The 22452-nt window shown below is 53.5% G+C and carries 23 protein-coding genes and 2 tRNA genes; 6 read left to right on the top strand and 19 right to left on the bottom strand.

Annotation, left to right across the window (positions count from 1 at the left end; genetic code table 11):
• Nucleotides 1-27: 27 nt before the first annotated feature.
• From infB to rlmE, 10 genes are all read right to left on the bottom strand, one after another.
• A complete protein-coding gene (infB, locus tag Q3V30_RS02690) occupies nucleotides 28-2715 on the bottom strand; it encodes a translation initiation factor IF-2 (protein WP_306210222.1) in 2688 nt (895 codons plus the stop codon).
• A gap of 24 nt (nucleotides 2716-2739) precedes the next feature.
• Nucleotides 2740-4227 (bottom strand): transcription termination factor NusA, encoded by a 1488-nt coding sequence (gene nusA / locus Q3V30_RS02685; RefSeq protein WP_306210220.1) that lies wholly within the window; start codon nucleotides 4225-4227, stop codon nucleotides 2740-2742.
• A gap of 24 nt (nucleotides 4228-4251) precedes the next feature.
• Nucleotides 4252-4704 (bottom strand): ribosome maturation factor RimP, encoded by a 453-nt coding sequence (gene rimP, locus Q3V30_RS02680; protein WP_306213042.1) that lies wholly within the window; start codon nucleotides 4702-4704, stop codon nucleotides 4252-4254.
• 213 nt (nucleotides 4705-4917) lie between these two features.
• Nucleotides 4918-4994 (bottom strand) — tRNA-Met (locus Q3V30_RS02675).
• Between the two features lie 59 nt (nucleotides 4995-5053).
• Nucleotides 5054-5140, bottom strand: a tRNA-Leu gene (locus Q3V30_RS02670).
• A gap of 53 nt (nucleotides 5141-5193) precedes the next feature.
• Nucleotides 5194-5526 carry a preprotein translocase subunit SecG gene (gene secG, locus Q3V30_RS02665; protein WP_013204019.1) on the bottom strand — a complete coding sequence of 111 codons (333 nt, stop codon included), beginning with the start codon at nucleotides 5524-5526 and terminating at the stop codon, nucleotides 5194-5196.
• Between the two features lie 359 nt (nucleotides 5527-5885).
• A complete protein-coding gene (gene glmM, locus Q3V30_RS02660) occupies nucleotides 5886-7220 on the bottom strand; it encodes a phosphoglucosamine mutase (RefSeq protein WP_306210217.1) in 1335 nt (444 codons plus the stop codon).
• 4 nt (nucleotides 7221-7224) lie between these two features.
• Nucleotides 7225-8061, bottom strand: coding sequence for a dihydropteroate synthase (folP, locus tag Q3V30_RS02655; protein WP_306210215.1), 837 nt, complete (start codon nucleotides 8059-8061; stop codon nucleotides 7225-7227).
• A 120-nt stretch (nucleotides 8062-8181) separates the two neighbouring features.
• Nucleotides 8182-10116 carry an ATP-dependent zinc metalloprotease FtsH gene (ftsH, locus tag Q3V30_RS02650; protein ID WP_306210213.1) on the bottom strand — a complete coding sequence of 645 codons (1935 nt, stop codon included), beginning with the start codon at nucleotides 10114-10116 and terminating at the stop codon, nucleotides 8182-8184.
• A 55-nt stretch (nucleotides 10117-10171) separates the two neighbouring features.
• Nucleotides 10172-10801 carry a 23S rRNA (uridine(2552)-2'-O)-methyltransferase RlmE gene (rlmE, locus tag Q3V30_RS02645; protein WP_306210211.1) on the bottom strand — a complete coding sequence of 210 codons (630 nt, stop codon included), beginning with the start codon at nucleotides 10799-10801 and terminating at the stop codon, nucleotides 10172-10174.
• 128 nt (nucleotides 10802-10929) lie between these two features.
• On the opposite strand from rlmE, the gene yhbY reads away from it, so the two are divergent.
• Nucleotides 10930-11223, top strand: a complete 294-nt coding sequence (yhbY, locus tag Q3V30_RS02640; RefSeq protein WP_158782080.1) for a ribosome assembly RNA-binding protein YhbY — start codon at nucleotides 10930-10932, stop codon at nucleotides 11221-11223.
• Between the two features lie 119 nt (nucleotides 11224-11342).
• Here the strand turns inward: yhbY and greA are convergent, their stop codons facing one another.
• Nucleotides 11343-11819, bottom strand: coding sequence for a transcription elongation factor GreA (gene greA, locus Q3V30_RS02635; RefSeq protein WP_306210207.1), 477 nt, complete (start codon nucleotides 11817-11819; stop codon nucleotides 11343-11345).
• 247 nt (nucleotides 11820-12066) lie between these two features.
• On the opposite strand from greA, the gene dacB reads away from it, so the two are divergent.
• From dacB to pmrB, 3 genes are read left to right on the top strand one after another with little or no spacing between them, the layout of a single operon-like run.
• On the top strand, nucleotides 12067-13500 hold the full coding sequence (gene dacB, locus Q3V30_RS02630; protein WP_306213040.1) for a serine-type D-Ala-D-Ala carboxypeptidase: 1434 nt from the start codon (nucleotides 12067-12069) through the stop codon (nucleotides 13498-13500).
• A 5-nt stretch (nucleotides 13501-13505) separates the two neighbouring features.
• On the top strand, nucleotides 13506-14168 hold the full coding sequence (gene pmrA / locus Q3V30_RS02625) for a two-component system response regulator PmrA (RefSeq protein WP_306210205.1): 663 nt from the start codon (nucleotides 13506-13508) through the stop codon (nucleotides 14166-14168).
• Nucleotides 14165-15220, top strand: a complete 1056-nt coding sequence (gene pmrB / locus Q3V30_RS02620; RefSeq protein WP_306210203.1) for a two-component system sensor histidine kinase PmrB — start codon at nucleotides 14165-14167, stop codon at nucleotides 15218-15220. The genes pmrA and pmrB overlap by 4 nt, the downstream gene beginning before the upstream one ends.
• Nucleotides 15221-15314: 94 nt before the next feature.
• Here pmrB and cgtA read toward each other — a convergent pair whose 3' ends face one another.
• The 3 genes from cgtA to rplU form a co-directional block, all read right to left on the bottom strand.
• Nucleotides 15315-16502: an Obg family GTPase CgtA gene (gene cgtA, locus Q3V30_RS02615; RefSeq protein WP_306210201.1), complete on the bottom strand. Its 1188-nt coding sequence runs from the start codon at nucleotides 16500-16502 to the stop codon at nucleotides 15315-15317.
• A 318-nt stretch (nucleotides 16503-16820) separates the two neighbouring features.
• On the bottom strand, nucleotides 16821-17078 hold the full coding sequence (rpmA, locus tag Q3V30_RS02610; protein WP_306210199.1) for a 50S ribosomal protein L27: 258 nt from the start codon (nucleotides 17076-17078) through the stop codon (nucleotides 16821-16823).
• A gap of 15 nt (nucleotides 17079-17093) precedes the next feature.
• Nucleotides 17094-17405 carry a 50S ribosomal protein L21 gene (rplU, locus tag Q3V30_RS02605; protein WP_024966679.1) on the bottom strand — a complete coding sequence of 104 codons (312 nt, stop codon included), beginning with the start codon at nucleotides 17403-17405 and terminating at the stop codon, nucleotides 17094-17096.
• A 255-nt stretch (nucleotides 17406-17660) separates the two neighbouring features.
• On the opposite strand from rplU, the gene ispB reads away from it, so the two are divergent.
• Complete coding sequence (ispB, locus tag Q3V30_RS02600; protein ID WP_306210197.1) at nucleotides 17661-18632, top strand: octaprenyl diphosphate synthase; 972 nt, start codon at nucleotides 17661-17663, stop codon at nucleotides 18630-18632.
• Between the two features lie 302 nt (nucleotides 18633-18934).
• Nucleotides 18935-19192 (top strand): helix-turn-helix domain-containing protein, encoded by a 258-nt coding sequence (locus Q3V30_RS02595; RefSeq protein WP_306210195.1) that lies wholly within the window; start codon nucleotides 18935-18937, stop codon nucleotides 19190-19192.
• 51 nt (nucleotides 19193-19243) lie between these two features.
• On the opposite strand, the gene murA is transcribed toward Q3V30_RS02595, so the two are convergent.
• The 5 genes from murA to mlaD all read right to left on the bottom strand — a co-directional run bounded on the left by murA (nucleotide 19244) and on the right by mlaD (nucleotide 22451).
• Nucleotides 19244-20506, bottom strand: coding sequence for a UDP-N-acetylglucosamine 1-carboxyvinyltransferase (gene murA / locus Q3V30_RS02590; RefSeq protein ID WP_306210193.1), 1263 nt, complete (start codon nucleotides 20504-20506; stop codon nucleotides 19244-19246).
• Nucleotides 20507-20580: 74 nt separating this feature from the next.
• Nucleotides 20581-20835 (bottom strand): BolA family iron metabolism protein IbaG, encoded by a 255-nt coding sequence (ibaG, locus tag Q3V30_RS02585; protein WP_306210191.1) that lies wholly within the window; start codon nucleotides 20833-20835, stop codon nucleotides 20581-20583.
• Nucleotides 20836-20959: 124 nt separating this feature from the next.
• The gene (gene mlaB / locus Q3V30_RS02580; protein WP_306210189.1) at nucleotides 20960-21256 is read right to left on the bottom strand and encodes a lipid asymmetry maintenance protein MlaB; all 297 of its coding nucleotides are present in this window, start codon (nucleotides 21254-21256) and stop codon (nucleotides 20960-20962) included.
• Nucleotides 21256-21891: a phospholipid-binding protein MlaC gene (gene mlaC, locus Q3V30_RS02575; protein ID WP_306210187.1), complete on the bottom strand. Its 636-nt coding sequence runs from the start codon at nucleotides 21889-21891 to the stop codon at nucleotides 21256-21258. Before mlaC ends, mlaB begins: the two co-directional genes overlap by 1 nt.
• An 11-nt stretch (nucleotides 21892-21902) precedes the next feature.
• On the bottom strand, nucleotides 21903-22451 hold the full coding sequence (gene mlaD / locus Q3V30_RS02570) for an outer membrane lipid asymmetry maintenance protein MlaD (protein ID WP_306210185.1): 549 nt from the start codon (nucleotides 22449-22451) through the stop codon (nucleotides 21903-21905).
• Nucleotide 22452: the final 1 nt, after the last annotated feature.

Here is a 22452-nt window from a genome sequence, read left to right as displayed (position 1 = left end):
CAAATAAGTCACATTTTCAGGCGACCATTAATCGATGGTACGCTGGATTTCGATAATTTCGAAGACTTCGATCATATCGCCAACACGCACATCGTTGTAGTTCTTCACGCCGATACCACATTCCATGCCGTTACGGACTTCGTTAACGTCATCTTTGAAGCGGCGCAGGGATTCCAGCTCGCCTTCATAGATAACCACGTTGTCACGCAGTACGCGGATTGGGTTGTGACGCTTGATGTTGCCTTCCGTCACCATACAGCCGGCGACAGCGCCGAACTTAGGTGATTTGAACACGTCACGAACTTCAGCCAGGCCGGTGATCTGATGCTTGTACTCAGGCGCCAGCATACCGCTCATCGCCTGCTTAACTTCATCAATCAGATTATAGATGATGGAGTAGTAACGCAGATCCAGGCTCTCAGAATCCACTACGCGGCGAGCAGAAGCATCGGCACGAACGTTGAAGCCAATCAGGATAGCGTTGGACGCAGCTGCCAGCGTGGCATCGGTCTCGGTAATTCCACCTACACCGGAACCCACGATTTTGACTTTAACTTCGTCAGTCGAGAGTTTCTGCAGAGAGTCGGAAATCGCTTCGACAGAACCCTGAACGTCCGCTTTCAGCACGATGTTCAGCTCGGAAACTTCGCCTTCGGTCATGTTGGCAAACATGTTTTCCAGCTTGGATTTCTGCTGACGCGCCAGCTTAACTTCACGGAATTTGCCCTGACGATAGAGCGCCACTTCGCGGGCTTTCTTCTCGTCACGCACTACGGTCGCTTCATCACCGGCTGCAGGCACGCCTGACAGACCCAGGATTTCCACAGGAATAGAAGGACCCGCTTCCATCACTTCACGGCCTAATTCATCACGCATCGCACGCACACGGCCATATTCGAAGCCGCACAGCACGATATCGCCTTTGTTCAGCGTACCTTCACGTACCAGCACGGTAGCAACCGGACCACGACCTTTATCCAGGAAGGATTCGATAACCACACCGCTTGCCATACCCTGACGAACGGCGCTCAGTTCCAGAACTTCAGCCTGCAACAGGATGGCGTTCAGCAGGTCATCAATACCGGTACCGGCTTTAGCAGAGACGTTAACAAACATGTTCTCGCCGCCCCACTCTTCCGGAATGATTCCGTACTGGGTGAGTTCGTTTTTCACGCGGTCCGGATCGGCATCAGGCTTATCGACTTTGTTCACCGCAACCACAACCGGCACTTTCGCCGCTTTAGCATGCTGGATCGCTTCGATAGTCTGTGGCATCACGCCATCGTCCGCCGCTACCACCAGGATAACGATATCCGTTGCCTGAGCACCACGTGCACGCATCGCGGTAAACGCGGCGTGGCCCGGGGTATCCAGGAAGGTGATCATACCGGTATCGGTTTCTACGTGGTAAGCACCGATGTGCTGAGTAATCCCGCCCGCTTCGCCAGAGGCGATTTTGGTGGAGCGAATGTAGTCCAGCAGCGAGGTTTTACCGTGGTCAACGTGGCCCATGATGGTCACGACCGGCGCACGGGATTCCTGAGTAGCGTGAGTATCACGATCGCTCATTACCGCATCTTCCAGCTCGTTCTCGCGGCGTAGCGTCACTTTGTGACCCATCTCTTCCGCTACCAGCTGAGCTGTTTCCTGATCGATAACCTGGTTAATGGTCGCCATAGCGCCCATCTTCATCATCGCTTTGATGACCAGAGAACCTTTCACGGCCATTTTGTTCGCCAGTTCCGCTACGGTGATGGTTTCACCGATGATCACGTCACGGTTAACAGCCTGAGCTGGCTTGTTGAAGCCCTGCTGCAGGGTGCTTGGCTTGCGTTTGCCGCCTTTACCGCCGCGAACCTGCGCACGCGCTTCTTCACGGTCAGTTTTCGCTTCAGAATGCTTGTTGCCTTTCTTGGAGCGAGGTGCTTTCGCCGGACGGGCCGCACGGGTACGACGGTCGCCTTCAACCTTAGCGTCGTTCTCGTCTTCAGCCGCACGAGCGTGCGTTGATGTGGTCACGTGGTAATCAGAAGTGTCTTCCACTTCTTTCACTTCGGTCCACTCGGTGCCTTTCTCTTCAGCCATTTTACGAGCCTCTTCCGCTACGCGCTTCGCTTCTTCTTCGATCTTGCGATGCGCCTCTTCTTCGGCTTTACGCTTCAGTTCTGCAGCTTCTGCTTCGCGACGGGCTTTGTCAGATTGCGTCGCCCGGGTTACTTCGTCGGTATGTTGATTGCTCACTTTGTCTTTTTCCGCTGCTTCACGTTTGGCTTTATCAGCTGCCTCACGTTTAGCCTGCTCCTCGGCTTCACGCTTCGCTTTGTCTTGAGCTTCGCGCTGGGCTTTTTCTTCAGCCTCGCGACGAGCCAGTTCTTCCGCTTCACGCTGTGCCTGCTCTTCCGCTTCAGCCTGTTCAGCTTCTGCAGGATCGCCTTTTACATAGGTGCGCTTTTTGCGGACTTCAATTTGTACCGACTTACTTTTACCCCCGGTACCGGGAACGTTCAAGGTGCTGCGCGTTTTGCGCTGCAGAGTCAGTTTACCTGAACCGCCATTATGATCGCGATTCAAATGGGTAAGGAGCGTTTCTTTTTCCTGCTGCGTCACAGAGTCGGTTTCAGACTTGCGGATCCCTGCATCAGCAAATTGCTGTACCAGGCGTTCTACCGGTGTCTGAATCTCTGCGGCCAGCGATTTTACAGTTACATCTGTCATGCTGTTCCTTCCTGCTACAGTTTATTACGCGTCGTCGCCGAACCAGCAGATATTACGTGCAGCCATAATCAGCTCACCAGCCCGCTCATCGTTCAGGCCTTCAATATCTGTCAGGTCGTCAACACCCTGTTCGGCAAGATCTTCCAGCGTACAGACGCCTTTTGCGGCCAGCTTGAATGCCAGCTCACGTTCAAGACCTTCCAGATTCAGCAAATCTTCTGCCGGCTGGTTTACGCCCAGGCTCTCTTCTTTCGCCAGCGCCAGGGTGGTTAACGCATTTTTCGCACGATCGCGCAGCGCTTCTACTGTCTCTTCATCCAGACCGTCAATTTCCAACAGCTCATTGATCGGAACATACGCCAGTTCTTCGAGAGAAGAGAAACCTTCTTCAACCAGAACCGTGGCGAAATCTTCATCGATATCGAGATATTTGGTAAAGACGTCGATGGCAGCATGGGCTTCAGCCTGGTGCTTCGCCTGCAGATCGTCGACCGTCATGACGTTCAGCTCCCAGCCACTCAGCTGCGATGCCAGACGCACGTTTTGACCATTACGGCCAATCGCCTGAGCCAGATTACCGGCTTCAACAGCGATATCCATGGTGTGATTATCTTCATCCACCACGATAGAGGCAACATCCGCCGGGGCCATCGCGTTGATCACGAACTGGGCAGGATTATCATCCCACAGTACGATATCAATGCGCTCGCCACCCAGCTCACTGGATACTGCCTGAACACGCGCACCACGCATACCGACGCAAGCACCGACCGGGTCGATACGCTTGTCGTTGGTTTTCACTGCAATCTTGGCACGAGAGCCCGGATCGCGCGCGGCGGCTTTAATTTCAATCACTTCTTCGCCAATTTCTGGCACTTCAATACGGAACAGTTCGATCAGCATTTCCGGTTTGGAACGGCTGACAAACAGCTGAGCACCGCGAGCTTCAGGACGCACTGCATAGAGTACGCCGCGAATACGGTCGCCCGGACGGAAGTTTTCGCGCGGCAGCATATCTTCACGAATAATCACTGCTTCAGCATTGCTGCCCAGATCCAGAGAGATGTTGTCGCGGTTTACTTTTTTAACCACGCCGGTGATGATCTCACCTTCCTGCTCACGGAACTGATCGACCACCATCGCACGCTCGGCTTCGCGCACTTTCTGCACAATAACCTGTTTCGCGGTTTGCGTGGTAATACGGTCAAAGGTCACTGATTCAATCTGATCTTCAACGTACTCGCCCAGGTTCAGCGACTCATCTTCGTAGCGAGCGGCATCCAGCGTGATTTCACGCGTAGGCATTGTCACTTCGTCAACGATCACCCAGCGACGGAACGTATCGAAATCGCCGCTTTTACGGTCAATGCTGACACGCACGTCGATTTCCTGCTCATATTTCTTTTTGGTAGCCGTTGCCAGTGCGCTCTCCAGCGCTTCGAAAATCTTTTCGCGCGGGAGTGATTTCTCGTTCGACACAGCCTCAACTACAGCTAAGATTTCTTTGTTCATCCTGGTATGCCTCAATCCGGACTTTTAAAAGTGGGGAACCAGGTTCGCCTTCTGAATATTGCTCAGCGCGAACACTTCGTCGTTACCCTCAACAGCAACAGTGATCATTTCACCTTCAACAGATTTAATGATGCCCTGCCATTTGCGGCGGTTTTGAACGGCCATACGCAGCACCAGGCTCACTTCTTCGCCAATAAATTGTGCGTAATGCGCAGCGGTAAAGAGTGGGCGCTCAAGGCCTGGTGAGGAGACTTCAAGGTTGTAAGCGACGGTTATCGGGTCTTCGACATCGAATACGGCACTTACCTGGTGGCTAACATCAGCACAATCGTCAACATTGATGCCATCTTCACTATCAATATAGATGCGCAACGTGGATGTGCGACCGCGTACAAACTCGATACCGACCAGTTCGTAGCCCAGCGCTTCTACCGGTGCTGTGATCAGCTCAGTTAATTTTTGCTCTAATGTGGACAAGGCCACCCCCAAGACATAAAAAAAGGGCTTAATAGCCCAGTATGCTGTTTCCTGATAACAAAAAACCCCGATAAATCGGGGCTTAATGCGACTGGACCCTGTACGCCAAAAATCTGGCGGTTCGGCACAATCCAAAAGAATTTTTTTCAAAATCTGCTGAAGATGCGCCGTTCGATGCATACAGTATATTTGAAAAAGAACTCTAAGGGAAAGTGGTTGCGGGGGCCGGATTTGAACCGACGACCTTCGGGTTATGAGCCCGACGAGCTACCAGGCTGCTCCACCCCGCGTCCGAAAACGTGGCAAATACTACGCCGATCTTGCATAAAATGCAAGCAATACTGAAGTTTGGTACCGAGGACGGGACTTGAACCCGTAAGCCCATGCGGGCACTACCACCTCAAGGTAGCGTGTCTACCAATTCCACCACCACGGCACTAAAGAGACGACTTTTTTATTTCTGTCGCGTCGAAATCACACCCTTACTGCTTACTGTGGGATATCGCTACCCGGCGTGGCCGGTTTCGCTGGCTGGCTCTGCTGCGACTGTGCAGGCTGAGTCAGATTTTCCCACTCGCTTCCTTTCTGCGTTTTGTTGCTGTTGAGGTTACCCAGAATCAAGCTAATGATGAAGAACAATGTCGCCAGTACTGCGGTCATACGGGTCATAAAGTTACCTGAACCGTTAGAACCGAACAGCGTAGCGGAACCGCCTGCACCAAATGACGCGCCCATATCAGCGCCTTTACCTTGCTGAAGCATAATCAGACCTACAAGGCCGATTGCCACAATAAGGAAAACTACCAAGAGAGCTTCGTACATAATTAATCTGTTTCCTTGCGCGTTAACCGCACATCAAAAGCTTCAAACCAGTTAGAGAGATAGCGTCTTCACTACCCATCAGAAGCGGGTGTGAATACTAACCAAAGCCGCCTGAGTGCGCAAGAGCAATTTGCTGCCCCGCTACTGATTGCGGAAAAAAACGGCAAAGGCAGCGAAAACCTGCACGTAAATCATTCACCTGGCGACTTTTTGTGCGGAAAAGGATAAATCATAGCTCGCGTTTTTTTACTGAAAAGAAGTAGCAAAATGCGGGCGCAGAGAACATTCCTGCGCCCGCATCACATTGAGGCGATGCAGGCCTTTTTCAGCAGCCGGGCCAGCAAGACCCGGGAGCGGCGTCAGACAGCTTTTACGGCATCCGCAATGCGGTGAGCGAGTCCGGTCACCAGAGCTTCATCTTCCCCTTCAACCATCACGCGAATCAACGGCTCTGTACCAGATTTACGCAGCAGCACGCGTCCCCTGCCCTTCAACTCTTTTTCCACATCGGCGGTAATTGTTTTTACCGTTTCGTCCTCAAGTGGGTCAGTAGTGCCGCTAAAGCGCACGTTAACCAGAATTTGTGGCAGCAGCTTCATACCACTACACAGGTCGTGCAGGCTCATATGATTACGCACCATCGCAGTCAGTACCTGCAAACCGGCTACAATGCCATCACCTGTGGTGGTTTTATCCAGCAGGATAACGTGACCGGAGTTCTCTGCACCGAGTCGCCACCCTTTCTCCTGCAGCTTCTCCAGCACATAGCGGTCACCCACTTTGGCTCTTGCAAACGGAATCCCCAGCTGTTTCAGCGCCAGCTCAAGCCCCATGTTGCTCATCAGCGTACCTACCACGCCGCCGCGCAGCTGTCCCTGACGGAGGCCTTCGCGGGCGATAATGTAGAGGATCTGGTCACCGTCCACTTTGAGACCCAGGTGGTCCACCATCATGATGCGGTCACCATCGCCATCGTAGGCCAGACCAATGTCTGCCTTTTCGGCCAGGACGCGTTCCTGAAGCTGGCGTACGTCGGTGGCACCACACTCTTTGTTGATGTTCATGCCGTCAGGCGTTACGCCGAGAGTGATAACGGTGGCGCCAAGCTCACGCAGGACATTAGGCGCAATGTGGTAGGTCGCGCCATTTGCGCAGTCCACCACAATCTTCAGGCCATTGAGGCTAAGCTCGCTGGGGAAGGTGCCTTTGCAGAATTCAATGTAACGGCCAGCGGCATCGACAATACGGCTGGCACGACCCAGCGCCGCAGACTCCACGCAGGTGATCGGCTTTTCCATTTCCGCTTCGATCGCTTCTTCTACGTCATCGGGCAATTTCGTGCCTTCCACAGAGAAAAATTTGATGCCGTTATCGTCAAAAGGATTGTGTGAAGCGGAGATGACAATGCCCGCCTCTGCACGGAAGGTACGGGTCAGGTAGGCGATGGCTGGCGTAGGCATAGGGCCGGTAAAGGCAGCGGAAAGCCCTGCGGCGGCCAGGCCAGCTTCTAAGGCCGATTCCAGCATATAGCCTGAGATACGCGTGTCCTTACCGATAATAATTTTCTTTGAGCCATTACGCGCTAACACCTTCCCCGCAGCCCAGCCCAGCTTGAGGACGAAATCAGGCGTGATTGGAGATTCGCCCACTTTGCCGCGGATACCATCGGTGCCAAAATACTTACGGTTGCTCATAGCGTTACTCTTCCTTCGCTGACAGTGTTGCTTCGACGACGCGCATCGCCTCGACGGTTTCTTTGACATCATGAACGCGCAGGATATGCGCGCCCTGCATTGCGGCAATCACCGCGCAGGCCAGGCTGCCGGTAAGCCGTTGTGACGGCCCGACGTTCAGCAGCTGACCAATCATACTCTTGCGGGACATCCCGACCAGCAGCGGTAGCCCATAGCGATGAAAATCGGCCAGATGGGCCAGCAACTGATAATTATGAGAGAGATTCTTACCGAAACCGAACCCCGGGTCGAGGATCAACTGCTCTTTTTTAATCCCAGCCGCTTCGCAGCGGGCGATATGCTGAACGAAAAAGGCGTCGACATCCTGCAGCAGCCGGGTGTATTTGGGCGCCTGCTGCATGGTGCGCGGTTCACCCTGCATATGCATCAGGCAGACTGGCAGCCCCGTTTCTGCAGCGGCCTCAAGCGCGCCCGGCTCCTGCAGGGAGCGAATATCGTTGATGATATGCGCACCCGCGTTTGCCGACTCGCGGATCACTTCTGGCTTGGAGGTATCCACCGAGATCCAGACTTCAAAACGCTGTGACAGGGCTTCCACTACCGGGATAACCCGCTCAAGCTCCTGCTCAACGCTGACTTCATCAGCGCCTGGCCGGGTTGATTCCCCCCCCACATCAATAATGGTGGCGCCTGCGTTAATCATCTCGTTGGCATGCGTCAGCGCCTGAACCAGCTCGTTATGCTTTCCCCCATCGGAAAAAGAGTCCGGGGTCACATTCAGGATCCCCATCACATGAGGGTGGGATAAATCGAGCACGGCATCCCGGGCGTAAAGCTTCATAACGGTCACTCTCCAAACGTATTCTGCAGGGCGGTCAGGGTGGTCAGGGTGGTCAATCTAAGGATATAAAAAACCCCGGTCAAGGCCGGGGTTTGGAATGAGCTTGTACGAACAGGGTGATTACTTGTCGCCAAACTGCTCTGACATAGTGTTACCTGGGTTAGGCGTGCGCGGTTCATCAACCGGGCGCGGCGCCTTTGGCGTACCGTTGTTATCAGAATTGGTGCTGCTGCCCGGATCTTCCCAACCTTGTGGCGGACGCACTTCACGTCGTGCCATCAGGTCATCAATCTGCGGAGCATCAATGGTTTCATACTTCATCAGCGCATCTTTCATCGCATGAAGAATGTCCATATTTTCATTCAGAATACGGCGGGCACGCTGGTAGTTACCTTCAACCAGAGATTTCACTTCCTGGTCAATGATACGTGCGGTTTCATCAGACATGTGCTTCGCTTTCGCCACTGAACGACCGAGGAAAACTTCACCCTCTTCTTCAGCATACAACAGCGGGCCCAGTTTCTCTGAGAAGCCCCATTGCGTCACCATGTTACGTGCAATAGAGGTTGCTACTTTGATGTCGTTAGACGCGCCAGTAGAAACGTGCTCTACGCCGTAGATGATCTCTTCCGCCAGACGGCCACCGTAGAGCGTGGAGATCTGACTTTCCAGTTTCTGACGGCTTGCGCTGATTGCGTCGCCTTCAGGCAGGAAGAAGGTCACACCCAACGCACGACCACGAGGAATAATGGTCACTTTGTGCACCGGATCGTGCTCAGGCACCAGACGACCGATAATCGCGTGACCTGCTTCGTGATAAGCCGTGGACTCTTTCTGCGATTCTGTCATCACCATGGAACGGCGTTCCGCACCCATCATGATTTTATCTTTCGCTTTTTCGAACTCGACCATCGAGACAACGCGTTTGTTGCCACGAGCAGCAAACAGCGCCGCTTCGTTGACCAGGTTAGCCAAATCCGCACCGGAGAAGCCAGGCGTACCACGGGCAATCACTGACGCTTCAACATCAGTAGCCAGAGGCACACGACGCATATGCACTTTCAAGATCTGTTCGCGTCCACGCACATCTGGCAGGCCGACCACAACCTGACGGTCAAAACGGCCCGGACGCAGCAGCGCTGGGTCAAGCACGTCTGGACGGTTAGTAGCAGCAATAACGATGATGCCTTCATTGCCTTCAAAACCATCCATCTCTACCAGCATCTGGTTCAGGGTCTGCTCACGTTCATCGTGACCACCGCCTAAACCAGCGCCACGCTGACGACCTACTGCATCGATCTCATCGATAAAGATGATGCAGGGTGCCGCTTTTTTGGCCTGTTCAAACATGTCACGGACGCGGGATGCACCCACACCGACGAACATTTCAACAAAGTCAGAACCGGAAATGGTAAAGAAAGGCACTTTAGCTTCGCCTGCAATGGCTTTCGCCAGCAGCGTTTTACCGGTACCCGGAGGACCGACCATCAGTACGCCTTTCGGAATTTTACCACCCAGCTTCTGGAAGCGGCTTGGCTCACGCAGGTATTCTACCAGCTCAGCCACTTCATCTTTCGCTTCGTCGCAACCTGCAACATCGGCGAAGGTAGTCTTGATCTGATCTTCCGTCAGCATGCGGGCTTTGCTTTTACCAAAGGACATCGCGCCTTTGCCGCCCCCGCCCTGCATCTGGCGCATAAAGAAGATCCAGACACCGATAAGTAACAGCATTGGGAACCATGAGATAAAGATCGAGGCCAACAGGCTCGGCTCTTCTGGTGGTTCGCCCACGACTTTTACATTTTTAGTCAACAGGTTATCGAGCAACTTAGGATCGTTGACGGGGATATAAGTTGTGTATTTGTTACTGTCTTTTTTGACAACGTTGATTTCACGCCCGTTAATACGTGCCTCGCGGACCTGATCCTGGTTCACTTCCGACAGGAAGGTTGAGTAGTCAACCCTACGGCCATTCGACTCGCTGGGCCCAAAGCTCTGGAATACAGACATCAGCACGACTGCGATGACTAACCAGAGAATCAGGTTTTTCGCCATGTCACTCAAGGGATTAACCTCTTATTACAACTGTGTTAACAGACAGCGTAGGGTACTATAGTTTGCGCCCTGTCGCTACAATGTACACTTCACGCGATCGAGAGCGCGAAGCGTCCGGCTTACGAATTTTTACTTTCGTAAACAGGGAGCGAATTTCCCGGAGGTAATCTTCAAAGCCATCTCCCTGAAACACTTTCACTAAAAAACTGCCGCCAGGTGCCAGTACATCTCGACACATTTCCAGCGCAAGCTCAACTAAATACATCGAGCGGGGAATATCTACCGCGGGCGTTCCTGTCATGTTGGGCGCCATATCGGACATCACAACCTGCACTTTATTGTCGCCAACGCGTTCCAGCAGGGCTTTCATCACCAGTTCATCACGAAAATCGCCCTGAAGGAAATCGACACCGGCGATAGGATCCATCGGCAGGATATCACAACCAATGACGCGGCCCTGTGACCCAATCTGTGTCACCACATACTGAGACCAGCCGCCGGGTGCAGCACCCAGGTCAACCACGGTCATACCCGGCTTGAACAGCTTGTCACCTTGCTGTATTTCATCAAGTTTAAACCAGGCACGCGAACGCAGCCCTTTTTTCTGTGCCTGAAGCACATATTTATCGCTAAAGTGTTCCTGTAGCCAGCGGCTGGAACTGGCCGAACGCTTTTTACCAGTCATACAATTTCCAACTATGATTCAGCGTATGCGATAAATAAACCGCGCAAATCAGCAATGCCGATTTGGTGATACACCAGAGATGGCGGTAGAATGACCCGTTTTCAATCCCAATGTAAGTAAAAAATACGATGAATCTGAGTACCAAACAAAAACAACACCTCAAAGGACTGGCCCATCCGCTGAAGCCTGTGGTCATGCTGGGCAACAACGGTTTGACCGAAGGGGTGCTGGCCGAGATCGAACAAGCACTGGAGCACCACGAGCTCATCAAGGTGAAAATCGCTACGGAAGACCGTGAGACGAAAGCACTGGTTGTTGAGGCTATCGTGCGCGAAACCAAAGCAGCAAACGTGCAGGTTATCGGCAAGACGCTGGTACTGTACCGTCCAACGAAGGAACGCAAGATCGCTCTTCCTCGCTGAGCCGCAGTAAAAACTGACGCTTGCGCAGAAGGTGACATGCTCCTGATGTTGATAAAAGGCCGCTAAGCGGCCTTTTTCCTTTCTTTACAATACGCCCGCTTATTCCAGCGTAGCAGAATTTAAAGATATTCTATCTTCAGAATTTCATACTCGACGTCACCGCCGGGCGTTTTGACGATGGTCACATCATCGACTTCTTTACCAATCAGGCCACGCGCCATTGGCGAGTTAACAGAAATCAGATTTTGCTTAAAGTCAGCTTCATCATCGCCAACAATGCGATAAGTCGACTCTTCGTCCGTATCCAGGTTCAATACGGTCACGGTTGAACCGAAGATCACCCGACCGTTCGCGTTCATTTTAGTGACGTCGATCACCTGAGCATTAGAGAGCTTAGCCTCAATCTCCTGAATACGACCTTCACAAAAGCCCTGCTCTTCACGCGCAGCGTGATACTCAGCGTTCTCTTTTAAGTCGCCGTGCTCACGGGCATCAGCAATTGAGGCAATAATTCTGGGGCGTTTAATGGTTTTCAGCTCTTCGAGCTCTTCACGCAGTTTGTCCGCGCCCCTTAACGTCATCGGAATCTGATTCATCTCAATACCTCGTAAAATCCATCCTGTGCAAAATCTCGTCATCCTGACAGGTTGATGCAGAAAAAGCGTTCTGCGGCGCTTACCACTGAATTACAAACGAAATAAACCTGACCCGGGAGAGACCCAGGGCCTGGTGGTTTTGCATTTTGATACGTATTTTAACCCAGAGTTCCTTATGGGTCATCGTTTACTTTCCACAACGATGCACCGTAGTATGTCGGCATCACCTGTCAGTAAACGCGAGATTATGCGATTTTCACGAATTGTTACCGCTCTGGCCTGCGCATTTGTGCTAAATGCTCAGGCGGGTTCGGTTGAAGACTATACCCAATATCTGCCGGATGGCGCGAACCTGGCGTTAGTTGTGCAAAAAATAGGCGCCACTACCCCTGTTATTGATTATCACAGCCAACAAATGGCGCTGCCTGCCAGTACCATGAAGGTGATAACCGCGTTGGCGGCGCTGCTTCAGCTTGGGCCAGATTACCGTTTCCATACGCAGCTTGAGAGTAAAGGCTCGGTGAGTAATGGCACCCTTCAGGGGGATCTGGTGGCGCGGTTTGGCGGCGATCCCACGCTGACGCGGCAGGATCTGCGCAACATGGTAGCTACCCTGAAAAAGCAGGGCGTCAATCATATTGATGGTAATCTGGTTATCGACACCTCGGTGTTTGCCAGCCATGACAAAGCGCCGGGCTGGCCCTGGAACGATATGACCCAGTGCTTCAGCGCCCCGCCCGCTGCCGCTATCGTTGACCGTAACTGCTTCTCTGTCTCGCTTTACAGCGCGCCTAAGGCAGGGGATAACGCATTTATCCGCGTGGCGTCGTTCTATCCGGTGAACATGTTCAGCCAGGTCCGTACGCTGGCAAAGGGCTCGCCGGAGGCGCAGTATTGTGAACTGGATGTCGTGCCGGGTGAACTGAACCGCTTTACGCTCACCGGCTGTATGACACAGCGCTCAGAGCCGCTGCCGTTGGCTTTTGCCATTCAGGATGGCGCCAGCTATGCGGGCGCACTGCTTAAAGCAGAGTTGCGGGCTGCAGATATCGACTATTCAGGCCATCTGCTGCGTCAGACGCGGGTAACGCCTCCGGCTACGGTGCTGGCCCAAACGCAGTCTGCTCCCCTGCACGATCTGCTGAAGATTATGCTGAAGAAGTCAGACAACATGATCGCGGATACCGTTTTCCGCACTATCGGTCATGAACGCTTTGGCGTACCGGGCACCTGGCGTGCCGGATCTGATGCTGTTCGTCAGATCCTGCGTCAAAAAGCGAACGTGGATTTAGGTAACAGCATCCAGGTAGATGGATCCGGGCTTTCGCGCCACGATCTGATTTCCCCTGCTACCATGATGCAAGTGTTGCAGTACATTGCAAAAAACGATCGGGAGCTGAATTATATCTCTATGTTGCCGCTTGCAGGCTATGACGGAACGTTACGTTATCGCGGAGGTCTTCATGAAGCAGGCGTTGACGGCAAGGTATCGGCCAAGACCGGCTCCCTGCAGGGTGTGTACAACCTTGCTGGCTTTATGACCACGGCCAGCGGGCAGCGCGTGGCATTTGTCCAGTATCTCTCGGGCTATGCTGTCCCGCCGGAAGATCAGCGCCAGCGTCGTATCCCGCTGGTGCGCTTTGAAAGCCGGCTCTATAAGGATGTTTACCAGAACAACTGATCCCAATGAAACTGCTGATTGTTGAAGATGATGCACTGCTGCTGGGCGGCCTGGTTCAGGCGCTCACCAGTGAAGGCTATGCCGTGGATGCTGCGACTAAAGCGGCAGAAGCCTGCGCGCTGCTGCAGGCTGGCCAGTACAGTCTGATAGTGCTCGATCTTGGCCTGCCGGATCGTGATGGAGGGGAGCTGCTGCGGCAGTGGCGCAAAGAGCATATTGACCTGCCGGTGTTGATTCTGACAGCCCGTGATGCGCTGGAAGACCGGGTTGAAGGTCTGGATGCGGGTGCCGATGACTATCTGGTCAAGCCGTTCGCCCTTGCGGAACTCAAGGCGAGAGTGCGCGCGCTGATCCGCCGTTATCAGGGACGCAGCGACAATCTTCTGCAGCATGGTGATTTGTCGCTGAACCTCTCATCACAGCAGGTCTGGCTCGACACGCAGCCGGTGGAAATCACGCCGAAGGAGTTTGCGCTGCTTACCCGCTTGCTGATGCGCATCGATCAAACCGTGCACCGTGAAACGCTGCAGCAGGATCTTTATAGCTGGCAGGACGATAACGGCTCCAATACGCTGGAGGTGCATATTCATAATCTTCGCCGCAAGTTAGGTAAGGACCGTATTAAAACGGTGCGCGGCGTGGGTTACCGGCTGGAAAACCGCGCTTGAACAGCATGCGTCGGCGATTGCTGATTATGCTGGCGCTGATCCTGCTCTCCTGCCAGATGATGAGTGCAGCCTGGCTGTGGCACGAAAGTCGTGAGCAGATCGGCTTTCTGGTCAACGAGACGCTCTCTGCCCATTCCCGCAATGAGCATGTTGAAGGTGAAATCAGGGAAGCGATCGCCTCCCTGTTATTGCCTTCGCTGGTCATGGTCTGCTTTACCCTGCTGCTCTCGTTCTGGGCGATAAGCTGGATTGTCCGGCCGTTGAAGTTGCTGCAAAACAGCCTCTCCGAGCGTTCTGCTGATAATCTCACTCCCCTTCCCCATTTCTCCGACATGGATGAAATAGCCGCCGTGACGCGGGCGCTGAATCAGCTTCTGGGCAGGCTGGATCATACGCTGCAGCAGGAGCGGCTTTTCACTGCCGATGCCGCCCATGAACTGCGTACACCGCTTGCAGGCCTGCGGCTGCACCTTGAACTGCTCGGACAACAGGGTGTGGCTCAGGGACCGATGCTGGTTGAGCGTATCGATCAGCTAATGCACGTCATTGAACAGCTGCTGATGCTCTCACGCGCGGGCCAGGCGCTGGCAGGTGGGCATTATCAGGTAGTGAGCTGGGAAACCGTTTTTAAGCCGCTTGAGCTGGAAATGAATGAGATGCTTGCCGGCCGTCAGCAGACGCTGCAGGTAACCGGCGATCTGTCGCTGGAGGTTCAGGGCGATGCCGTTTTACTGCGCCTGATGGTGCGTAATCTGATCGAAAACGCCTCTCGGTACAGTCCGGAAGGCAGCCATATCACCCTGATGGCCCAACAGGAACAGGACGGCAGCAGCTTTACCGTCAGAGATGAGGGGCCGGGCATCGATCCCACTGCCTCCCAGGAGTTGACCAAAGCCTTCAGAAGAATGGATCAGCGGTTTGGTGGCAGCGGGCTGGGCCTGAATATTGTTCAGCGTATTACCCAGCTTCATCATGGCGAGCTTCGCTTAACCAACCGCCACGATCGTCAGGGCCTGGACGCCAGCTGCTGGCTACCGCAGCGGCTTAATTAGACGTCAGGCGAAGGCGCAGAGAATGATTAACGCCTCAAAGAGAGACACTGCACAACGGCCATAAAAAAAGGGACACATAATGTGTCCCTGAGCATTAACGCTTGTAGATGATTTCGACGCCTTCGTCATCTTCTTCATCCCAGTCGTCATCCCAGTCATCATCTTCCACTTCGATTTCTGACTCGGCTTCAGCTTCTTCCAGCTGCTGACGATGGTAGTCGTCCCACATGAATTCCACTTTTTCAGGCTGCTTCTGCTCTTCTTCCGCTTCCTTGGGATTAGCGATAATGAAGGACATCACATCCCAGCACAGCGGCGTGACGCCTGTGCGGTTAGCAGCAGAAATCAGGTAGTACTTGTCGGTCCAGCCCAGCGCTTCAGCGATCGCTTTAGCGCGCGCCTCGGCCTCTTCCTGATCCAGCAGGTCGACCTTGTTGAACACCAGCCAGCGCGGTTTGTTAAACAGTTTCTCGCTGTATTTTTCCAGCTCGCCAAGGATGATGCGCGCATTCTCAACCGGGTCCGATTCATCAATCGGCGCCAGGTCAATGGTGTGTAACAGCACGCGGCAGCGTTCAAGGTGCTTCAGGAAGCGAATGCCGAGGCCTGCGCCATCAGAAGCGCCTTCAATCAGGCCGGGAATATCGGCAATAACGAAGCTCTGCTCGCTGTCCATACGCACCACGCCAAGGCTCGGTACCAGCGTGGTAAACGGATAGTCCGCTACTTTCGGCTTAGCGGCAGAGACGGCGCGGATAAAGGTCGACTTGCCGGCATTAGGCAAGCCCAGCATGCCCACATCGGCCAGCAGCATCAGTTCCAGCTGAAGATCGCGCTTTTCGCCCGGCGTCCCCATCGTTTTCTGACGCGGAGAACGGTTAACAGAGGACTTAAAGCGGGTATTGCCCAGGCCATGCCAGCCGCCTTTAGCGACCATCTGTACCTGACCATGCGTCATCATATCGCCCAGCGTTTCGCCAGTACCCTGATCGATGATGCGGGTGCCCACCGGCACTTTGATAATGATATCTTTGCCGCGTTTGCCGGTACAGTCACGGCTCTGGCCGTTCTGGCCACGCTCAGCACGGAAAGATTTTTCAAAACGGTAGTCGATCAGGGTATTGAGGTTTTCGTCGGCCTGCATATAGACATCGCCGCCGTCACCACCGTCGCCGCCGTCCGGACCGCCTCTTGGGATATATTTTTCACGACGGAAGCTGACGCAGCCATTGCCGCCATCGCCCGCAGCAACGAGGATCGTTGCTTCATCAACAAACTTCATGTTACTTCTCCGTAAATCATTCGCCCGGCACGGGTAGGCGCAACCGGGGGTGATCCGTCGTGGCAAACAAAGATGCCTGGTGACGGAACGTCTGGCGCCGCAGAATCTGTCTTCGCGTCGATTCCAGAAAGGGGATCCGCCTCAAGACATTGTGCAGCTGAGTATAAAGTGTACAGTAAAAACGCTGTTTACTGTGAACCCTCAGGTGGAATTACGCCGGGGGCGGAAGGCAGAATGTAAAAAGCCCCGCAATCATAGCGGGGCTTTCAGATTCGCTGCAGAAAGCGGTATCAGGTACCGCTTTCAGGCACGAAAACCTTATTCAGCAACAATGCTGATGAATTTACGGTTGTTCGGGCCTTTCACTTCGAATTTGACCTTGCCGTCTGCAGTTGCAAACAGGGTGTGGTCACGGCCGCAGCCTACGTTGGTACCCGCATGGAATTTGGTTCCACGCTGACGAACGATGATGCTACCTGCCAGTACGGCTTCGCCGCCGAAACGCTTAACGCCGAGACGTTTTGCATTGGAATCGCGACCATTTCGAGTGGAGCCGCCAGCCTTTTTGTGTGCCATTTGTCAGATCTCCTCTTAGGCGCTGATGCCAGTGATCTTCACATCAGTGAACCACTGACGGTGACCCTGCTGCTTACGGTAGTGTTTACGACGACGGAACTTAACAATCTTGATTTTGTCGCCACGACCATGGGCAATGATTTCTGCCTTGATCACGCCACCTGAAACTAAAGGCGCGCCAATTGTCACGTCTTCACCGTTGGCAATCATCAGAACCTGGTCGAATTCAATCGTTTCGCCGGTTGCGATGTCCAGCTTTTCCAGGCGAACGGTCTGACCTTCGCTTACTCGGTGTTGTTTACCACCACTTTGGAAAACCGCGTACATATAAAACTCCGCTCTCGCGCTTGCCGTCTTGGTTTCAGGCTGCGCTATAAATATTCACAATAGGGCGCGAATTCTACGCAAGTTCACTCGTAATGACAAGTGCCTGATGCGCTGTATTGCAGAAAAAAAACACATAGCACAGGCAATTGTTTCGTTGCGGCGATTTTCCAGTACAATCTGTTATACATTATATGCCGCAGGCACGGGTAAAGACGCTTATCATAGCAGCATACTGAGCAATAGCCGAACAGACTGATGAACTTAGAACAGATAAACGAACTCACCGCGCAAGACATGGCGGACGTCAATGCAACCATACTCGAACAGCTGAATTCAGAGGTTTCCCTCATCAATCAGCTGGGTTACTACATCATCAGTGGTGGAGGCAAACGCATCCGCCCGATGATTGCTGTGTTAGCGGCGCGCGCCGTTAATTATACTGGTAAACAACATGTTACCGTGGCAGCCCTGATTGAGTTTATCCATACCGCCACGCTGCTTCATGATGATGTGGTGGACGAATCGGATATGCGCAGAGGGAAAGCCACGGCGAATGCGGCTTTTGGCAACGCGGCCAGCGTGCTGGTGGGCGACTTCATCTATACGCGCGCTTTCCAGATGATGACCAGTCTCGGCTCTCTTCGCGTTCTGGCGCTGATGTCGGAAGCGGTGAACGTTATCGCGGAAGGCGAAGTGTTGCAGCTGATGAACTGCAACGACCCGGATATTACTGAAGAGAGCTATATGCGGGTTATCTACAGTAAAACGGCCCGTCTGTTTGAAGCAGCAGCCCAATCCTCAGCCATTCTTGCCGACGCATCTTCCGAGCAGGAAAAAGCGCTGCAGGATTACGGACGCTATCTCGGTACCGCTTTCCAGCTGATTGATGATTTGCTCGATTACAGTGCGGATGGCAAAACGCTGGGTAAAAACGTCGGCGATGACCTGAGTGAAGGTAAACCTACCCTGCCCCTGCTGCACGCCATGCGCAATGGAAATGCTGAGCAGTCACAGCTGATCAGAGAAGCCATTGAACAGGGTAACGGCCGCCATTTACTGGAACCCGTTCTGGAAACCATGCGCCAGTGTGGTTCGCTGGAATGGACGCGCCAGGCCGCAGAGAATGAAGCTGACAAGGCTATCGCCGCGCTGAAGGCGCTGCCGGAATCTCCATGGCGCAGCGCTCTGGAAGCGCTGGCACATATGTCAGTGCAGCGCGAATTCTGATCCCACAAGCGCGGGCAGCCGCGCTTTTCACCTCTTTCCCTTCCCTTTTCTCTTGTACCCCGGCTCTTACCGCTCTCTCTGCCTGAATGTAACGACTTAGAGGTTTGCGTAACTTTTGCGCGACCGGGCACAAATCCACACCCTTATTCAGAAACTATTGGAAATTAATAACCAATTATTGTTATAAAAACATTCGGGGTTTCTGAAGCGGATTGTCGCGCACTGCCATGGCACAGCGCTCTGTCCGCCCGGTTTGAGGCCCTTCATAGCAATGTTGTTGTGTGTACAAGGAGGAAACACATATGTGTAAAGATAAACAAGATTGGCATAACGCAGATATTATCGCGAACCTGCGCAAAAGGGGGACCAGTCTTGCTGGCGTCTCCAGAGAGGCGGGGCTGAGCTCATCCACGCTGGCAAACGCCCTTTTCCGCCCATGGCCGAAAGGCGAATGGCTGATCGCCAATGCGTTGAATATTCATCCTGCTGAAATCTGGCCAAGCCGGTATTACGATCCTCACACCCGGCAGCTGATCGATCGTAAAAAGCTGATGAGATAATAAAAAAGGCGGTAGTTTCCTACCGCCTTTCAGGCTGATTCAAAAAGAGGATTACTCTTCGCCGCGCACGCGCTCGATGTTCGCGCCCATCGCTTTCAGCTTATCTTCAATGTGCTCGTAGCCGCGATCGATATGATAGATGCGGTCCACAATGGTTGTCCCTTCGGCAATGCAGCCTGCCAGAACCAGGCTGGCAGAAGCCCGAAGATCGGTCGCCATGACCTGGGCACCAGAGAGTTTTTCAACACCGTGACAGATAGCCGTATTGCTCTCAATCTCCGCATGAGCGCCCATACGGATCAGCTCAGGGATGTGCATAAAGCGGTTTTCAAAGATCGTTTCGGTGATCACGCCTGTCCCTTCCGCCACCAGATTCAACAGGCTGAACTGTGCCTGCATATCCGTTGGGAAACCCGGGTGCGGCGCAGTACGGAAGTTGACCGCTTTAGGACGCTTGCCATGCATGTCCAGGCTTATCCAGTCTTCACCGGTTTCAATTTCCGCACCCGCCTCGCGCAGTTTTGCCAGGACGGCATCCAGCGTATCAGGCTGAGTAGCACGACAAACCACTTTACCGCCAGAAATGGCCGCTGCGATCAGGAAAGTCCCGGTCTCGATGCGATCGGGTAACACGCGATAAACACCGCCGCCCAGACGCTCCACGCCCTCGATAGTAATACGATCGCTGCCTGCACCGGTGATTTTCGCACCCAGCGTATTCAGGAAGTTGGCGGTGTCGACAATTTCCGGCTCACGCGCAGCATTCTCAATGACCGTAACGCCGGTTGCCAGGGTAGCCGCACTCATAATGGTCACGGTTGCGCCAACGCTGACCTTATCCATTACGATGTGTGCCCCTTTCAGGCGGCCGTCAACAGAGGCTTTAACGTAGCCTTCTTCCAGCTTGATCACCGCGCCTAACTGCTCAAGGCCGGTAATGTGCAGATCAACAGGGCGGGCACCAATGGCGCATCCACCGGGCAGAGAAACCTGTCCCTGACCAAAGCGGGCCACCAGCGGACCCAGCGCCCAGATAGAGGCGCGCATGGTTTTCACCAGTTCATACGGCGCGCAGTAAATATCTACGTTGCTGGCATCAAGGTGCACCGAGCCATTACGCTCCGCCTTCACGCCAAGCTGACCCAGCAGCTTCAGCGTGGTATCAATGTCCTTGAGTTTAGGGACATTCTGAATCTCTACAGGATCGGACGCCAGCAGAGCGGCGAACAGGATCGGCAGCGCTGCATTTTTAGCGCCGGAAATAGTCACTTCCCCGCTCAGACGGGTCGGACCCTGCACACGAAATTTATCCATTGCACCAGCTCTCTTTTTTAACAATAAAGTACCGCCCGCCTCACCGCAGCTTGCTGCGGTGGTCTCAGCGAAGCTTAAAAACCATTCAGCTTACGGTCGCGTGCCCACTCTTCAGGGGTAAACGTTTTGATCGATACGGCATGGATGCGGTTATCGGCGATGTACGCCATCAGCGGAGCATAGACAGTCTGCTGTTTTTTGACCCGGCTCAGTTCACCGAACAGTTCGCCTACGGCGATAACCTGAAAGTGACTGCCATCGCCAGTGACGTGGACTTCCTGCAAAGCTAACGCGCCCATCAGCACGGATTGAATTTCACTAGTTTCCATGAGGCTTCTAAATTAGGTTGATGATAAACAGGCAGACATATTAGTGGAAAGCGCCGCTATCTTAAACAAGCAAAAAGCCCCTGTGGGGACAGGGGCTCATTCTGTTCAGTTTCAGACGCGCTTTTTAGCGCTCAGAAACAATAATCTGCTGCAAATTATAGAGGGTGATTAACGACAGCAGTTTATCGTTGACGCCTGTAAACAGCGGCGCTTTGCCCTGCTGCAGCGCAATCTGACGCAAATGCACCAGCAGGGCGAGCCCGGCAGAATCGACCCGCTCCAGCGCCGAAACGTCGATTGTATCGATCTGTTTCATGACTGTCTCGCGCTGTTCCCAGAGCGCCAGCAGCGTTTCCCGCTGCAGCTCGCCGGTAAGATGTAACTGATTCGCCTCAAGGTGCCAGCTCAGTTGTTCGCTCATTATTGCTTTTTATCCAGAGTAATCGGCTGATTAGCATAGGATTTCAGTAGCTGAGTCAGACCTTCAACGCCCTTCTGACGCAGCGTATCGCTCCACTCATTCTGTTTGGTGGTGATCATTGAAACACCTTCAGCGATCATGTCATACGCCTGCCAGTCACCGGTACGGCTGTTTTTACGCCACTGGAAATCCAGGCGCACGGGCGGGCGGCCGTTGGGATCCACAATGGTCACACGAATAGCGATGATGTTTTTATCCGCATAGGGCTGCTCTGGTGCGATCTGGTAAGTCTGCCCATTATAGAGGGCGAGCGCCTGGCCATAGGCCTGCGCCAGATAATCACCAAAGGCGGCGAAGTAAGCTTCACGCTGGGCTGGCGTGGCGTCTTTGTAATAACGACCCAGCACCAGCGCACCGGCATACTTAATCTGTACATAAGGCAGCAGCTCCTGGCGAACGATCTGGCGCAGGTAGTTGGGATCCTGCTTAATCTTCGGCTGCTCTGTTTTCAGACGGGTAAAAGTTTTGCCTGCCGCCTCGTTCATCAGTTGATAAGGGTTAGTTTGATCTGCAGCGGCATTGGCTGCTACCGGGGCAATAATCAGCATTGCCACCATCAGGAAACGTTTAAACATTGATTGTCCTCTTAAGGAGTAGTGGTTGCAGCCGGCGCGGGTTGCCCGGTAGTTTCCGGTGCCGCCGACGATGCATCTTTATTGTCGTTACCGTTGCCGCTCTTATACAAGAACTGGCCAATCAGATCTTCCAGCACCATCGCCGATTTGGTGTCCTGTACGGTGCTGCCATCTTTAAGCATAGCCGTTCCCATATCCGGGTCGTCAAAACCTACGTTCAGCGCAAGGTATTGTTCACCCAGCAAGCCGGAAGTTCTGACCGCCAGCGAGCTGGTATCGGGAAGCTGATTATATTTTTCTTCAATATCCATCGACACGCGTGGTGAATAGGTTTTGTCATCCAGAGCAATATCGGTGACGCGCCCAATGACCACGCCGCCAATTTTTACCGGAGAGCCCGTCTTCAGGCCGCCAATATTATCGAAGGTGGCATACAGCTTCCAGGTAGGCTCATTGCCCAGAGATTTCAAATCCGCCACGCGCAGGCAGAGGAAAAGTGCCGCGCACAGCGCCAACAGTAAAAATGCCCCTACCCAAAGTTCGCTTTTTTTCGTTTGCATT

This window comes from Erwinia pyri (genome assembly GCF_030758455.1).
Taxonomy (GTDB): domain Bacteria; phylum Pseudomonadota; class Gammaproteobacteria; order Enterobacterales; family Enterobacteriaceae; genus Erwinia; species Erwinia pyri.
This window is presented reverse-complemented; position numbering and strand designations above follow the sequence as displayed.